We start from the raw sequence: 15,911 nt of genomic DNA on the forward strand, positions 1-15,911 counted from the left end.
GTAACGGCAACGTCCCTCGCCAGCATCAAGCTCGCTTCCTTACCGGCAATTTCTCCAGCATGGATTCCATTAATCACGAGCAGCACAACATCATTCGATCGTCTTGCTTGATCGGCCGTGAAACGTTGATTCTTCGAGACCACCAGCAGAGGTAAATCTCTTCCTTGAGGGCTCTTCCCAAAGCTGGAGAATTTGATCCACGGAGATTCTTTTTCCAGACGTTTGCAGAACTCAACCGTCTCGTCATAGCGAGACGTCTCTTGAAACTGTGTTTTTTCAGCCCGCGTTAAAAATGATTCTGTTTCAGAATAGCGGTTCATCACCATAACCAGTATCCAAAAAAATACTTTCCGCATAACTACCTCTTTTTTTGAACAGAAGAACGCAAAGAACGCGAAGTTAAAAAAATCTTTGCGCCCTTTGCGAGCTTTTGTTCAAAATTACCTGATCGGGTAATTATACTTTTGCCGAATCTCTCCCCAATAGTCTCTTTTGGCAGGGACAGAAATACATCGAAAGTCAGGCAGAATCAATCCTGTAAGTGCACGCCCGTAACAACAACCAGTATCAATGCCGTACACACGATTCTGATAGTTCAATGGCACACCATGCTTCGAATAATCATGATGTCCGACAATCAGAGGTTTTGGGCCGTCGTATAACTCCCACCAGGGGCGATTCTTACAAACACCCTGAACATATTTCTCGGCGCTCATTCCTCCGACCAGAACGCGAGCCTTTTGATCCTTCAGTGAAATACCCGGCTCCCAGAACGCATGGACCACAATCGCTTCAGGAAGATCTACAAAAACGGGAAATGATTCCATGAATCCGATTGCTTCGTTATACTCCTGCTCACCGAATTCAGCGCGGGCAATTTCCTGTGAGACCTCGGGAGTTATTTCCCCACGGAACCATCGAATATGTTTTCGCTCGTGATTTCCCAGAACAGATTTTGCTCCCGGTGTATTTCGAAAGAAGTCGACAACCGATCGAGAATCAGGACCACGGTCCACAAGATCCCCGACAGTGACAATCGAGTCTTCTGCTGTGGTTCCAGTAAGCGTTAAAAGCTCCAGAAATTCCTGATAACAGCCCTGAATATCGCCCACAATCAGCGTCTTCATGATCCGGAGTACTCGCGATAGATGGACAGCAGTTTTGGAAACCAGACACGCGTGGAGTAGCCCTCCAATACTGTAGAGCGCGCGGCCTTTCCGAGCGACTCGCGAAGATTCGCATCTGAAATGAGCTGACTCAGGCAACTTTCCCAGTCGCGAAGATCCTGCGCCAGAAATCCGTTCACTCCGTGTTGCACAATTTCGCGATTCACGCCGACCGGCGTCGCAACGGACGGAATTTCAAGCGACATATATTGTAGGAGTTTAAATCCACATTTTCCGCGGGACCAATCATCCATCCTTAACGGCATCAAACCAATATCAAACGACTGGAGCTGTTCCACTTCGCGGAAAGGATCCCATTTTTCAAACCGGAAAGGAAATGCAAAACTGCGCGGGCGGGATCCGGAAAGAATTACGATTTCCACTGGAAATTCTTGCGTCAGCTTTTCCAACACCGGTGAAAGAAGCTGAACGTAAGGAAAGTTGTACTCCAGGCCGGACCATCCGAGAATCAGACGGTCGCTGGACTTCTTCGGCAGCGGCCTGAACAGATCCGTGTCCAGAACTGTAGGTACAATGTGCACCTGTTCGTTGAATTTTTTCGCATACTCTGCAAGCGTATGATTCCCCGCGATCACCGCACGCGCGCCACGAATCAGCCTGGGTAACTTCCATGGGTGCGTTATGTAGATGGCATCGTCAAACTCAAACAAATAGCTGCGCGAAAGATATTTCTCTTCGAAAGCGAATGGCAGATAGGGGAACAGCTGTTGTTCAATCACATTCAGGTCCGAGTCGTCCTTTCTCGCGACCAATTGCCGTTCACGGAATCGAGCAAGCGTATAGGGGATTTTTCGAATCGTGCGAAAAGGCTCATGCATTCGTAGAATATCGAAATATCGATCATCAAATAGCTGTGAGATGCGGAAATCAATTTCCGCAGACCGAAAGGATTCCACAAATTGAAAAGCTCTGTACCGGCTGCTCGGACCCAGGTTGGAATACTTGGAGTAGTAAGTGACTTTCACTCGAAGCCGTTACTTTTGCGGGTTCAGCATGCGTTGTTTGTGCCGGGCGATGCCGGCCGGTGTATAGATAGCGGTAATGAACATACGGTTGTCCACAGGTTTGAGGATGAAGGTGCTCTGCTGATATTTTGCAGCTGGATCCTTGTAACGAAAAGTGTAAGTCAGTAGATTGCCCTGCCGATCGAGCCAATCGCCGGTCCATTCGTAGATCACCCAGACGGGTTCACGCGGTGGATCGTTGAAGAATGTCCAGCCACGAACCTGAGACGATTCATTTTTGGGAAACAAATAGATATAGGGAACCGGCTTCCATCCTTGATTTTTCAATCGGCTTCCGATTTGTGCAATCAGTTCTTTTGCCGGATATCTTGCGTTTAGCTCATATTCCAGAACGTCCATGCCTCGCAAATGATGGGTTTTTACGTCCTTGGCGCCAGGAAGTGTGATCAAAACGCCTTCGGGTGCTTCACGGCACGCACTTAGAAGGAGGAGGAAAAGAAGGAATGCGCGGACCATCAGAAAATATAGTAGCGCGGACGTCTCGTCTGCGCCAACCGCAGGCGGGACGCCTACGCTACTTTGTTTTACTTATTTTGGGGTGGGATGGTCTCCACGTAATCGAATTCGCCATCGCGGACCTTCAAGATAATTGCCTGTTTGCGAGGATTGCGATTTTCATCGATCTCGATCTTGCCGGTGACACCGATAAAATCTTTCGTAGAAGCCAGTGCGTCCCGAACGCGCGCCGGATCTACTGAATTAGAGCGACGGAACGCATCAAACAACAACGATGCAGCATCATAGCCAAGGACCGCATTAGTGTCCGGCAATTGTCCGTACTGCTTCTTGTAGTCCTGCACAAATTTCTGCACCACCGGATTCGGGTCTTTTGCGGCGTAATGACTGGAATAATAAGAATTGTTCAAAGCAGTACCACCAATCTCCCACAAGCTTCCCGAATCCCAGCCATCTCCACCCAGCAGCGGAACTAGAATCCCCAGATTTCGCGCCTGACGCGCGATAAGTCCCGCTTCGGTATAGTAACCGGGAATGAAGATCGCTTCAGGATTTTTCGATTTAATCAGCGTCAACTGCGCATTAAAATCATTGTCCCCCTCACTGTAGCTCTCATCGGAAACGATGCGGCCTCCGCGTTTTTGGAATTCTTCCGTAAATACATCCGCCAGGCCGACCGAATAATCATTCTTGATGTCTCGAAGGATTGCGACATTTTTAAGCTTCAGATTGTTTGAAACGAATTGGGCCATCACAAAACCCTGAAATGTATCGATAAAACAAACCCGGAAAATGTAGTCACCAACAGTGGTAACGCGCGGATTTGTAGAAGATGGAGTGATCATGGGAATCCTGTTCTGCTGGCACACAGGGGCCGCAGCCAAACTCCGCGACGAAGAGACTTCCCCCAACACCGCTACCACTCGATTCTTTGTGATGAGCCGGGTAACAACGGTCTGAGCTTCTTCCGGCTTGCCCTGATCATCTTCCACGATCACACGGATCTTTTTGCCAAGAACGCCCCCGGCAGCATTTACGTCTCGAATCGCCATGTCAATCCCGTTCTTTACCGAAATCCCATAAGTGGCGGTTGTGCCGGTAAGCGAACCGTATTCACCAATCAAAATCTCTTCGGAAACGGGATTCTCTTTCTTGCAAGACGGGAGATAAAGAATCACAACAATCGCGATCAGAGCTAAAAGTAAACGTTTCATGAACCCTCCGACTGAACGGAGCGGGCAGGACGCCCGCGGCCTTTAATGCAGGCTGGAAGCCTGCGCTCATAATGCAGGCGGGACTCCTGCGCTCCCTAATATTTTGTGACCATCCCGAGTTTTTCCTGGATCAACGGGACAACAGCTTATGCGGATAGTTTTCGATGATACCTGCCTGCGAAATCACCACATAATCCAGTTTCCTTTGCAGCTCAGGGATGTTGATAGAACCACCGTACGTCATACCCGATCGCAGGCCGCCAATGATATCAGCCAGAATCAGATCCTCATCTTCACGATAAGGGACTTCCACTGCAATCCCTTCCGCTGTTTTCCACTCCGGCATCGGCCCGACCTGTTCTTCATGAGCTTCACGACTCGCCATCCCCCGGTACACCTTCACTTTGTCACCATTTTCATTTGTGATCACCGGACCGGGCGTGGGGCGCGTTCCAGCCAGCATGCCTCCCAGCATCACAAAATCGGCGCCAAATGCGAGCGCTTTCACAATGTCCGCCGGAACACGGATTCCGCCGTCCGCCACAATTGATCGATCCACTCTGGCGCATTCCAGGATTGCAGTCAGCATCGGAACACCGAAGCCCGTTTTCAAACGCGTGCTGCAGACAGAACCTGCGCCGATCCCGACTTTTACGATGTCAGCTCCGCACGATGCAAGGAAGTCTGCGCCTGCATACGTGGCAACATTTCCCGCCATGATGCAGCTTTCAGGAAGCATGTCCCGCAACGTTTTCAGCGTGCGTCCCACATACTTTCCATGCGCGTGAGCTACATCGATGCAGAAATAGTCGGCTCCCGCGTCCCGCAAAGCTTCCGCGCGTTGCAGCTCATTCTCCGCGGTTCCGACAGACACAAATGTTTTTTGCGGACAGAGTTTGAATTCCTCCACATTTTTCGCTGCCGGCCAAAACCGGTGCAACACGCCGATCCCGCCGTGGGACGCGATGAAATTCGCCATTTCATGCCCCGTAACGGTGTCCATATTCGAAGTCATCACCGGAAGATCCAGTTGGAGTTTCCCTGACCGGTCTTTCATCGAGGTATCCACCACTCTCCTCGATTCATAGTGATTGTAGGAAGGGATCAAAAGGACATCATCGTAAGTAAGCGCCATTTGCTGCATCAGAACACCTCTTTATAAACAATATTAATGCCATTTATACCGTGCATTAACTGATGTAAGATGTTTCGTACGTCAGGAGATTGGGAGAATATGGCAGACCAAAAGAATGAACAAACCAGCAAGAATCCCCTTCGTGCTCTATTTGATTTCAACAAAGAGGAACTTCGGATAGTTCTGCTCATGTTCGCGTTCTTCTTTTTGTTCATCGTGGTTTTTCAGATGGTACGGCCGCTGAAAAAAGGACTGTTCCTGTCAGTCTTTGACGCAGATGCAGAGTTGAGAGCAAAGTTGCTCAACATTCTGATTTCAGTGGTAGCGGTTGTCGTCTACACGTATCTGGTAAATCATTTGAAACGGCACGTATTGCTTTACGTTCTGGGCGGCTTTTTTGCCGTCAGTTTTTTTTCACTGGGCCGGGTCCTTGCAGCACCTCAACCGCCGGGCTGGAGCATCTGGACGTTTTATCTGCTGGGCGATCTTTTGACAACAATGATGGTCGCGGCCTTCTGGGCGTATTTGACGGACATCACCTATCCTGATCAGGCCAAAAGGCTGTACGGACCGATTGGAACCGGCGGAGTCGTTGGCGGAATATTCGGAGCTACCACCGCCGTAGTATTGTTGAAACCGCTTGGAACACCCAACATACTGACACTTGCTGCGGGCTTAATGATTTTGCTGGTTGTCGTAATATTCCTGACCGAACAACTCGTGAACCGTTCCACCGCCTTTAAGAAAGTCACCGCACCCCTGAAAACACAATCCGGTTTTGGAGCCGCCGTAGAGGGAGCGCGTTTAACTTTCAATTCCAAATACCTTTTCGCGATTATGGGTTTAATGTTTTTCTACGAAATCGGATCGCAGGTCAATGATTATCAGTTTTCCCTGTTCACCAAATCTCTGGACAAGGAAGCTGTACAACCTTATGTTGTCAAAGCTTCTTTTTATGCAAACTTACTTGCCGTAACCGTTCAGCTCTTCCTGGTTTCATTCATCATGAGGAAACTCGGAGTGCTGGCGGCTTTGCTTGTGTTGCCTCTGGCTTTGATCTTCAGTGCAACTTCTTTCTTCCTGGTTCCAACTTTATTGGTCGCCATGTTTTTGTTTGTTTCGGATAATGGTTTGAACTATTCGATTCAACAAACTTCACGTGAGTCGCTCTATGCTGTGACAACGCCTGAAGATAAATACAAATCCCGCGCATTTACAAACATGTTCATTCAACGATTGGCGAAAGGGCTCGGTATCTATATTTTGATCGGCCTTGGCATGCTCGGATTGAAAGGAGCTTCAGCGCGCTATCTAAGCCTGGTCACGGTCATTGTGATGGTGATTCTGGTTGTGCTGAGCATTTATACGGGCCGCCAATTCGCAAAGAAGGAAACGGAACAACCCGTATAAAATATTCGTCGAAGAATGGTGCATATGTTGGGTCAGGAAATGGTTCTGAGATTTTTCCGGTAGGAACGGCTGACGGTCCAACAGGTTCCGTCTTGCATTTTGATTTTTGTTTCACCACTGGAAAGTGTTTGAATTTCATGGATCCGATCCAGGTTGACAATCACAGAACGGTGGACGCGAATAAACAGAGTGGGATCTAGATCCGCCTCCATTTGAATCAGTGACCTTCTCACAAGGTAAGCCCTTTTGCCCGATCGAATCCGAATGTATTTCGCCTCAGCCTGAATCCAATCGATTTCCTCTACTTTCAGAAACCACGCGCGCGATTCTTCCTTGATCAGAACACGATTGATTTGTTTGGGGCGAGCTCGAAACTCTTCCAGCAGCGTGGCTAACTTCTGATGGATTTGCCCTTCCTTAGTTTTCTCCATTTCTTTTCTGGCTCGCGTCAACGCTTTCAACAACCGGGCTTCATTGAAAGGTTTCAGCAAATAATCCAGCGCGTAAAGTTCAAAGGCGCGGAGCGCATACTTCTCAAACGCAGTAACAAATATGACGTGAGGAATTTCATAATCTTCCAGCGCCTCCAGGACTTCGAAGCCACTCATCTCCGGCATTTGCACATCCAGAAAAATCAAATCCGGTTTTTTCTTGCGAATCGCTTCCAGTGTACTCAGTCCGGAGGTGCATTCTGCAACGATGCAAATCTCCGGATCCGCCGTAAGCATCCGCACGATCCTGCTTCGCGCAAGCGGCTCATCCTCTGCAACAATGACACGAATCATAGGATCGCACCCTTTCCACTTTCCAGGGGAATTTCCATAGACACGACGAAACCCCCTGCCGGTGCGTTTTCAAGACGCAAGTATTGATTCGCTCCATACATCTTTTCCAATCTTTCGCGTGTGTTGGAAAGCCCCAGACCTTTTTGAAACAGGATTCAGGGCCTTTCCATTCTGGATAGCCCGGGCCATTATCTCGCACCTCAATTCGCAACATAGAATCGACCCGAACCGCTTTTATCTCGACTTTGCCCGGCGCCGATCTTGGAGCGATACCATGCCGGATTGCATTTTCGACAATCGGCTGAAGGAGAAGGTTAGGCACAAGAACATTCAGCGCCGCCGAATCAACATCGAACAGCACCTCAAGGCGTTCTTGAAGACGAACCTTTTCAATCTCCAGATAGCATTGAAGAAACTCGAGTTCTTTACTCAAAGGAACCTGATTCTCTCCGGAATTCTGCAGGGTCATGCGCAAAAAATCTCCCAGCCGCACAACAAGCTCATCAGCCGCGCGAATATCACGATGGATCAACTCCGAAAGAGAATGCAGTGTGTTGAACAGAAAATGGGGATGCACCTGCATTTTCAAGGCTTTCAGCTGCGCTTGAACTAGTTGCACCTGTAAGTCGGATGCCCGCTGTTCTTCTTTCTTATATCTTAGGTGCGCTTCCCATCCATGGCTGGCAACGACGATCGTTGCGAACAGAAAAATTCTCCACGTGATGCGCGAAAAGAAGTTTGCCTGAAGCGCTTCCGTAAAACTGCCGTACGGCTCCGCAAAGATTCGCAAAACCAGCCAATCCAGAATCACATTTAGAACCAGATGAAGCAATGAAAATAGCACCGCTGCTAGGACATACAGCGCCAGGTGATGCGCTTTGCGTTTTCCAACAAGCGGAAATCGTTTCACAAATGAAAAAATGGAAGGGGCCAGGATTCCCCAAAGGGCCCAGCTTATTCCTTCCCAGGCTATAAGACCGAGCCACCAGGGGCGATTTCCGCGTAAGGCATACGCGAGATAGCCCTGAAACGCGAAGCACACGACCAGCAGAAGCCAGAGTAGCGCGTATAGAGCCCATTTTTTCATTCTCTGACCCGCCATGAAATTTCATTGTACGTCACCGCCGGTCTGATGGCATTTGAAACTGAGCGTCTTCCACCGGCACGTTCAGAAGAATTTCAGTGAAATTACGGATTCCGCCGATCCATGGATCCACATATTCCGACCGCAGGGTATACGGAATGCGAGCGCCATTTAGCTCTTTGTAGTTTTCATAATGGATCTGCTCAGGAATCGACCCGACCGGCGAAAGCGTGTATCGCTTTCTCCCCAGCAGCAAATGAGTTTCAGCATCAAAGTAGAAAAATTCGGAAACGTCATTAGAATGCTTGTACTCCAACGAGATTGCAGATCGATCGTTTATCGTTCGTTTCGTAACCGCCACCGGTTTAAAAGAAGGTAACTCCGGAAGAAGCTGCAAAGAATGAATCGTGTCACGGACCATGGCCAGCTCCCGCTCGGCCATGATGCGCGTTTCCAAACCTTCCTGTGCCCATCCTTCCGCTCCGTTGAGAACGTACATCGATACTCCATCTTCCAGAGTTTTCTTCAAAAGCCATTTATCCGGAGCCTTATAGTACACCTCGTACGGGACGACTTTTCTTTTCCAGGTTTCGTCCGTGGTACCTTTCATCACGATAGACCGGGCATTGCGAGTTGCGGCACCGGCTGCTCCACCTGTGGCCTGAGCGTATCGATCTAAAATCTGGCTTGCATCCATTTCGGCAATCTGGGGTGCGTGAATCGGAGTCGGATAAGGTGGCGTTGACTGCGGTAAAGGAGGAGTTCCATTCGGACGAATCCGGCCTTGATGACACGTAAAACAGGAAACAAGCGGTTCCTCCTTGAAATTTGATTTATTGATTTCCGTAACCATACTGATCATCTGCCGCGCTTTGATTTTCGTAGCCTTGGCGTCGCTTCCAAAATCCCATCCATCCTTACCGACAAAATGGCAATAATCACAATGAACTCCAAGAGAAGCTCTCATGAAATTCATTGTTCGAGTGAGTTCCGCGTCTGAAAGTTTTGTGAATAGATGGACGTTTTTGAACCCCTTATCCGATTTTTTGTCATCAGTCATACCGTGTCTGTTGAGAACCATAAGAATCAGGATCATTCCAAGCAAGACTTTGTACATAGGTTGCCTCCGCATTTTCACAGCTTAGAAGGAAGTCCTCAGATCAAGCAACCAGAATGGAACGAGGCGTATAAAAAGCCGACCGGATGGCAGAAAACAGTAATGAACTACAACGGTAAGAATTAGTAGCGCGGACGTCCGCGACATTGATTAGAACGCGCTAACGGCCAAATTGAAGAAATGATATATAACAGTGGAGGCGCCGTGAATAAATTCATCAGTTATTTAACATCAAGCTGAAACTATTTCCTGAACCGTTGAATTCGAACCATGCCTGAATTGCCAGACATCGTTGTTTATATAGAAGCGTTGGAGAAGCGGATACTTGGCGAAACGCTTGAAGACATCCGCATCGTTAGTCCATTTCTGCTCCGCACAGCAACACCACCCGTGAGCAGTGTTGTGGGAAAGAAGGTTGGGCAACTTCGCAGAATTGGAAAACGCATTTGCATCGGTCTCGAAAACGATCTCTGGTTAGTATTGCATTTGATGATCGCCGGACGTTTGCACTGGCGCGAGCGCGGAGCAGAGATTTCGCCGCAACGCAATTTTGCCGCGTTTGATTTTCCAGCAGGGTCTCTTCTTTGGAGTGAAGCGGGTTCTAAGAAGCGCGCTTCGCTTCATGTGATTGCTGGAGAAGCGGGTCTTCGCGCACTGGATCCAGGAGGGCTGGAGGTCCTGCAGTGCAGCTTCGAACAATTTTCAAACGTTTTTCAATCAGAGAATCACACGCTTAAGCGCTCTCTCACCGATCCTCAATTATTCAGCGGGATCGGCAATGCTTATTCAGATGAGATTTTATTTGAGGCCAGGCTCTCACCGATCGCAATGACACAAAAGCTCACAGTTGAGGAAATACATCGATTGTTCCAGGCAATGCGCGTGACGCTCACTCAGTGGATTGACCGGCTCCGCGAGCAATACCGTGACAAATTTCCGGAAAAAGTGACGGCCTTTCGCCCCGAAATGGCGGTTCATGGCCGCTTCAAACAACCTTGCCCGCGTTGCAAAACTACAATCCAACGGATCCGCTACGCTTCGAACGAAACAAACTATTGTCCCTCTTGCCAGACCGGGGGCCGGCTTCTCGCAGATCGCGCTTTATCGCGCCTCTTAAAAGAAGACTGGCCAAAATCGATCGAAGACCTGGAACTTCGAAACACGAAACAAAAGTGAATTCCTTGATTCCACGTCTTGAGGATAAGCTCTGAGCTTTGCATTTCTGCAAACCCCGGTTTACCCTACTGGGTAAGGAGCTTTTCAAAATCGCTATATGAGAAACGGATTTGACAAAAGCCTCCATGCACTGATGGAGCGACTTCTCACAATGGCGAGTATTGCTGAAAAGATGATTCACTGCAGTATCCAGGCGGTTGTTCAGAGGGACGCTTCGCTTGCCAATAAGATTCCGGAAATGGAAGCGGAAGTGAATCATTTCCAACTGGAAATTGACAATCACGCGAATCGACTCCTTTGCTTGCAACAGCCTCTGGCGCATGATCTGCGTTTCATCATCGCGAGCATGAAAATTAGCGGAGACCTGGAGAGAATTGGCGATCAAGCGGTCAATATCACCGAGAACATGAAAATACTCCTGCAGCATCCTGAGTTGAAACGAATGATGGATATTCCGGACATGGCGGAAATAGTAAAAGAGATGGTTCGCGATTCACTTCACGCATTCCTCACATCCGATGCGAAGGAAGCGAGAGAAGTGCTCCTTCGCGATGATACCGTTGATGCCCTGAAGAACCAGGTATTTCGTGTAGTCCTGACCTACATGATCTCGGATCCAAAAACGATTCCAATTGGACTTCAGTTAATTCTGATTTCACGGCATTTGGAGAGAATCGCCGATCACGCAACCAACATTGCAGAAGATGTTGTTTACCTCGTGGAAGGAAAGGACATTCGACATCACGCCGAGGGATAAATCAAGAACTCATTCCGATCTTTTTCATCGGCTCCCTCCGTACTGTATAGGAAGCCATGCGAATTCTACTGATATTTCTTTTCTTTCTGGTTCCTGTCCGTTCTTTGATCGCCGAAAATCTTGCTCCGCGTTTGGAAAAATCCGACTGTCCCTTTGCGAACGACAAACTTGACGGAGTGGACTGCGGTTACGTGACGGTACCGGAGAATCGGGATCATCCGAATGGGCGCACTCTACGGCTGGCTGTTGTGGTCATGCATAACAACGGCGCATCAACGAGTCGGGATCCTTTGGTTTTCTTATCCGGTGGTCCGGGACAAAGATCGGTATTCTATACGCCTCAGCGAACAGAAAGTAAATTTTGGAATAAACTTCGCGAAAAGAGAGATCTGGTCTTCTTTGATCAGAGAGGAACCGGTTATTCCGACCCTGCCTTTTGTCCTGAGCTTTACGAGGTTTTTACAGCAGCCTTTAAAGGACTCTCGCCTCAAAAGCAAACCGCTTTTCAGACAAACAAATTGAAAGAATGCCGCGCGAAATTACTGAAGCAAGGGATCGATTTCTCAGCATACAACAGCAAAGTGAGCGCTCAGGATCTGGAAGATATCCGCAAAGCCCTCGGTTATCAATAATGGAATTTGATCGGTCTTTCCCTATGGTACGCGTTTGGCGCTGACTGCTATGCGTGATACGCCACAAGGAATCCGAAGCGTGATTTTGGATTCCACTTCGCCGCCCAACGTTCGTAACTGGGTCGATGCGCCTTCCCAATTTGCACGATCGCTTCGTCTTGTATTTGATCAGTGCAATGCCGATGCCCAATGCAGGCAAACGTTTCCCGAACTGGAAAAGGATTTTTATTCTGTTCTGGAAAACCTGGAGAGAACCCCGATCATTATTACAGGTCTCGATAACCGGTTTCCTGAAGGAAGACTTGTAGTGGACGGCACACTTTTAGCTGCGGGAATCTTCCAGGGATTGTACGATTATCGTTTTATTCGCCTGACTCCACTCCTGATCAGGGAGATGAAAAACCGGAATGCAGAAGTCCTGAGAGCAATCGCGGAAGGCCTCGTGCGAGATTCTCAAGACCTGAATGTTGGGCTTCAATATGCAGTGGATTGTTTCGAAATGGCGCCCTTGAGTCCACAGTCGGAGATTGAATCAGAACGAAGACGATATCCTGAACTTGGAGTGTGGCATGAATTGGTAGATGAGCAAGCTCTTTGCAAAGCGTGGCATGATGTTCGTGCAGATTCCCAGGAGAGTTTACCGGTGCAAAGCGATATTCCCACCCTGATCCTGGCGGGCGAGTTCGATCCGATAACGCCTCCTTCGTATGGCCGGATTGCGGCGTCCACACTTACTGTTAGTACTTTTGTGGAGATACCAGGCGCGGGACATGGGGCCAGTCCGACTTCAGAATGCACCAAAATCTCCTTGACCTTTTTCTGCGGGTTGCCACCGACAATCCCTTCCTGTTCGCGTTCGGGCTTCCCACGTCTGATTCCTGGATCCTGGCTTTGCCATGGTTTGTTGTTGGACTCACACCGGCCGTTCTAGGGATGGCAATTCTGGCCTGGAAGCAACGATGGTGGAAAATCACCGCACGCATTCACTACAATCTTGTTGCTGCAAGCTGCCTCGCCTTTTCCGCTTTTGTGTTGTTGATTGAACTAATCCGCTAGAAAGCAGGCGGGACAATTACTTCTTGAGAAACTGCAACAACACATTCTTTGCACGAGGATCCTTCATCTGACCGAGCCAGAAGATCGCCTCTTTTCGCATTTCCGTTTCCGGATGTGTTTTCGCTATTCGCTCAAGACGTGAAATCGATATCTCCTTTTTCATTTGAGAAATGGAAAAGATTGCCTTCTTTCTGGTACTGCGATCCGGGTCATGATGCACTACCTTTTCCAGCATCTCTCCTTCTGCTTCACTCCCGATTTGTCCGATCCAGAAGATCGCCTCCTCGCGGATTCTCGACTCCTTATGATTCCTTGCAATCCTGATAAGTACTGGAATCCCCAGTTCTCTTTTCAGCTGAGAACATGAGAAAACCGCTTTTTCTTGCGCTTCTTGATCGCCGTCATGGAAAACAATCTGTTCGAGAATTTTCGGTGCTTCATCAAATCCCTGTTGTCCGATCCAGAAGATTGCTTCCAAGCGAGCAACGCGATTGTCTTTTTGATTGGCGAGCTCTATCAGGGCCTGATTCGCCTCCGGAAATTTCATCTGGCTGATCGAAAACACGGCCGACTTTCCCAATTCCGTATGCTCAATCGTGCTTGCAACGTTCAAAAGGAATTTCAAGGCCGCAGGTTCTTGAGTCTGTCCGAGCCAGAAAATTGCGCTCTTGCGAACCGCAGCATCCTCCCGGCCGGCAACAATACCCTTCAAAAATGGAATCACCAGATCAGGGCTCTGATGAATTCCGATTGCGCCGATCAATTCTTCGCGCCGCTTTGATACAGACGTGTTTTGGTACAGAGTTTTCAGCATCTCTATGCTCTGTTGATTTTCAGCGTTTCCCAGCCAGAAAACCGGAAGATTTTTAAGAGAGAAAGTCAGTTCCACATTAGAGAAGTTGATACGGGAGATGTTTCTCGAGGGTTGCTGGAACTGAATTAGAACAGCTATCTCCTTCCATATCATCTTGTCAGAAGGAACCTCCAATTGATTCAAAATGCTTTCTGCTTCTTCACGAATCGTCGTTTTCTGCGTCGTCGGCCGAATTCCGCTGATCACTTCCATCAGTGTTGGGGCGACACGATTATCATCGAAATGGCCCATCGTTACATTGGCAGGCATCAGTCGTTTTATCATATAGGCAATCCAAAAACCGTTTTCGAATTCTTCGCCCTGGGCTTTGTTAATTGCCCATTTCCACCGGGCCGCTAAGGATTCGCCGGGGTCTGGATGTTTGATGACTTTGACGGATGCGCACAAATCGAAGGATGCCAGAAAAAGCAAAAGGAAAACGCAGACTTTCGTTAGTTGCATGACACTACTCCCTGAAAGAGATAGGACGCGAAACCGGAGTTGAAGGTTTACATGGCGTGCGAAGCTGTGAGTTTTGCATTTCAGCAAATGATCGTGGGTAAATTCGAGATTTCAGTTATTCAGAGTGGGAACCTTTGTTTCCCTTGGGGCAGTGTCTTTGACTTTTTCAGGAGCAGACGTTTGCGCGATTTTTTCAAATTCTTTCCTTAATTCACTGATGGCTATGTAACGCATATTGGGATCTTTTTGCAACGCCTTCAAAATGATTCGTTCCAGTTCATCCGGAATTTGTGGATTGATATCCCGTGGGCGATGCGGTTCATCGCGTATCTGCTGGAACCCAACGGAGATTGCTGATTCTCCGCGAAAAGGAAGCTTGCCTGTAAAAATCTCATAAAGAATGATGCCCAGCGAATAAATGTCCGTGCGTTCATCTACTTTCTTTCCTGACACCTGTTCAGGCGACATGTATTCCGGTGTTCCAAGAATCAATCCGGTTGCGGTCATGCCTTCCATATAGATGGGGCGTGCCAGTCCGAAATCAATGATTTTCAGGTTGCCGGTCGGCCCGATAAGGATGTTCTGAGATTTCAAATCCCGGTGGATGATACGCTGGCGGTGAGCCGCCTCCAGGCCCTCACAGATCTGGAATACGATATTGCTTCCTTGAATGAGCGAAAGCGCCCCGTGATTGCGAATGAATTCTTTCAAATTTTGCCCGGGAAAAAATTCCATCGATACGAAATGCAAGCCGTTACTCTCCCCAATATCAAAAATACGGATGATATTCGGATGCGCGATCCGTCGCGCAGAAGTCACCTCGCGCTTTAATCGTTCCAGCGATTCCGGATCTGTACTGAGCATGGGAGAAATAATTTTGAGCGCAACTTGCTCATTCAGCTGCTTATCATGTGCCTGAAATACAATGCCCATTCCGCCACGTCCGAGCTCCTTTAACACCTGATAGCGACCTTCGAGCGCCGAAATCATATTCACAAATGCTGTAGGCATCTGGCTGACAGCACCTGGTTCTCCGGAAAATGCACCGCTCGTTCCTAACATAGAACGCTCCCATTGCTGGTTCATCTCTGTGTCCAGACGGCAAATCAACAGTTCCAGGTTTTCCAGTCTTTCCTTTAGCCGGCGAACCTCATTTTGATCCTCCTTTACCTGAATCTGGGGGCTAGTTCGGGATGCTTCTATCTCGAGCTTCCGTTTGGCCAGCTCATGTCGTTGCCTCATCCAAGTAAACACCAAAATTGCAACCACTACGAATGCTACGACTCCGCCGGCAGTTCCGATAATATCCGCCCAATTGATTGCGTTCGGATCGAATGGAATAGTCGGCATGGGAATTTCAGGTGGTTGCTGCATATCTGGAAATATACCGGATTCTTGGCTAACGAACCAGACCTTTCAGCAAGATGCGAGATTACCGGATGAATGAGTTGCCAGGATCGGACTTAGTGTCCCTTCCCATAAATATGATGACATATGCTGCTGGCTCGCAGGCTTGATGGCAAGGCGCGAGCGAGGCGCATACCCGCTGTGGTATGTAACGA

16 protein-coding genes are annotated in these 15,911 nt (G+C 48.6%); 5 read left to right on the top strand and 11 right to left on the bottom strand.

Annotated features, from left to right (window positions below; genetic code table 11):
• The 6 genes from L0156_26630 to L0156_26655 form a co-directional block, all read right to left on the bottom strand.
• Positions 1 to 356, bottom strand: a 356-nt coding sequence (locus L0156_26630) for a hypothetical protein (GenBank protein MCI0606576.1), incomplete at its 3' end; no start/stop codon positions are given.
• Between the two features lie 84 nt (positions 357 to 440).
• Positions 441 to 1,127: a metallophosphoesterase gene (locus tag L0156_26635; GenBank protein MCI0606577.1), complete on the bottom strand. Its 687-nt coding sequence runs from the start codon at positions 1,125 to 1,127 to the stop codon at positions 441 to 443.
• Complete coding sequence (locus L0156_26640) at positions 1,124 to 2,152, bottom strand: glycosyltransferase (GenBank protein ID MCI0606578.1); 1,029 nt, start codon at positions 2,150 to 2,152, stop codon at positions 1,124 to 1,126. The genes L0156_26635 and L0156_26640 overlap by 4 nt, the downstream gene beginning before the upstream one ends.
• A gap of 9 nt (positions 2,153 to 2,161) precedes the next feature.
• A complete protein-coding gene (locus tag L0156_26645; protein MCI0606579.1) occupies positions 2,162 to 2,602 on the bottom strand; it encodes a hypothetical protein in 441 nt (146 codons plus the stop codon).
• 134 nt (positions 2,603 to 2,736) lie between these two features.
• Positions 2,737 to 3,882 carry an ABC transporter substrate-binding protein gene (locus tag L0156_26650; GenBank protein MCI0606580.1) on the bottom strand — a complete coding sequence of 382 codons (1,146 nt, stop codon included), beginning with the start codon at positions 3,880 to 3,882 and terminating at the stop codon, positions 2,737 to 2,739.
• A gap of 130 nt (positions 3,883 to 4,012) precedes the next feature.
• Positions 4,013 to 5,026, bottom strand: coding sequence for a guanosine monophosphate reductase (locus tag L0156_26655; GenBank protein ID MCI0606581.1), 1,014 nt, complete (start codon positions 5,024 to 5,026; stop codon positions 4,013 to 4,015).
• 90 nt (positions 5,027 to 5,116) lie between these two features.
• Here L0156_26655 and L0156_26660 point away from each other — a divergent pair, with 90 nt between their 5' ends.
• A complete protein-coding gene (locus L0156_26660) occupies positions 5,117 to 6,427 on the top strand; it encodes a hypothetical protein (protein ID MCI0606582.1) in 1,311 nt (436 codons plus the stop codon).
• Between the two features lie 32 nt (positions 6,428 to 6,459).
• Here the strand turns inward: L0156_26660 and L0156_26665 are convergent, their stop codons facing one another.
• Genes L0156_26665 through L0156_26675 form a run of 3 tightly spaced genes read right to left on the bottom strand, consistent with a single transcriptional unit; the run spans position 6,460 to position 9,413 of the window.
• Positions 6,460 to 7,212, bottom strand: coding sequence for a LytTR family DNA-binding domain-containing protein (locus L0156_26665; protein ID MCI0606583.1), 753 nt, complete (start codon positions 7,210 to 7,212; stop codon positions 6,460 to 6,462).
• Positions 7,184 to 8,299, bottom strand: coding sequence for a histidine kinase (locus L0156_26670; GenBank protein MCI0606584.1), 1,116 nt, complete (start codon positions 8,297 to 8,299; stop codon positions 7,184 to 7,186). The genes L0156_26665 and L0156_26670 overlap by 29 nt, the downstream gene beginning before the upstream one ends.
• Positions 8,300 to 8,330: 31 nt before the next feature.
• Positions 8,331 to 9,413 (bottom strand): c-type cytochrome, encoded by a 1,083-nt coding sequence (locus tag L0156_26675; GenBank protein ID MCI0606585.1) that lies wholly within the window; start codon positions 9,411 to 9,413, stop codon positions 8,331 to 8,333.
• Positions 9,414 to 9,683: 270 nt separating this feature from the next.
• On the opposite strand from L0156_26675, the gene L0156_26680 reads away from it, so the two are divergent.
• The 4 genes from L0156_26680 (at position 9,684) to L0156_26695 (ending at position 12,909) form a co-directional block, all read left to right on the top strand.
• Positions 9,684 to 10,589: a formamidopyrimidine-DNA glycosylase gene (locus L0156_26680; protein MCI0606586.1), complete on the top strand. Its 906-nt coding sequence runs from the start codon at positions 9,684 to 9,686 to the stop codon at positions 10,587 to 10,589.
• A gap of 97 nt (positions 10,590 to 10,686) precedes the next feature.
• Complete coding sequence (phoU, locus tag L0156_26685; GenBank protein MCI0606587.1) at positions 10,687 to 11,346, top strand: phosphate signaling complex protein PhoU; 660 nt, start codon at positions 10,687 to 10,689, stop codon at positions 11,344 to 11,346.
• Between the two features lie 56 nt (positions 11,347 to 11,402).
• Complete coding sequence (locus tag L0156_26690) at positions 11,403 to 11,978, top strand: hypothetical protein (protein ID MCI0606588.1); 576 nt, start codon at positions 11,403 to 11,405, stop codon at positions 11,976 to 11,978.
• A gap of 49 nt (positions 11,979 to 12,027) precedes the next feature.
• Positions 12,028 to 12,909 carry an alpha/beta hydrolase gene (locus L0156_26695; GenBank protein ID MCI0606589.1) on the top strand — a complete coding sequence of 294 codons (882 nt, stop codon included), beginning with the start codon at positions 12,028 to 12,030 and terminating at the stop codon, positions 12,907 to 12,909.
• 141 nt (positions 12,910 to 13,050) lie between these two features.
• Here L0156_26695 and L0156_26700 read toward each other — a convergent pair whose 3' ends face one another.
• On the bottom strand, positions 13,051 to 14,349 hold the full coding sequence (locus L0156_26700) for a HEAT repeat domain-containing protein (protein MCI0606590.1): 1,299 nt from the start codon (positions 14,347 to 14,349) through the stop codon (positions 13,051 to 13,053).
• Between the two features lie 111 nt (positions 14,350 to 14,460).
• Complete coding sequence (locus tag L0156_26705; protein ID MCI0606591.1) at positions 14,461 to 15,723, bottom strand: protein kinase; 1,263 nt, start codon at positions 15,721 to 15,723, stop codon at positions 14,461 to 14,463.
• Positions 15,724 to 15,911 lie beyond the last annotated feature (188 nt).

The sequence above is a fragment of the bacterium genome (assembly GCA_022616075.1).
GTDB lineage: Bacteria > Acidobacteriota > HRBIN11 > JAKEFK01 > JAKEFK01 > JAKEFK01.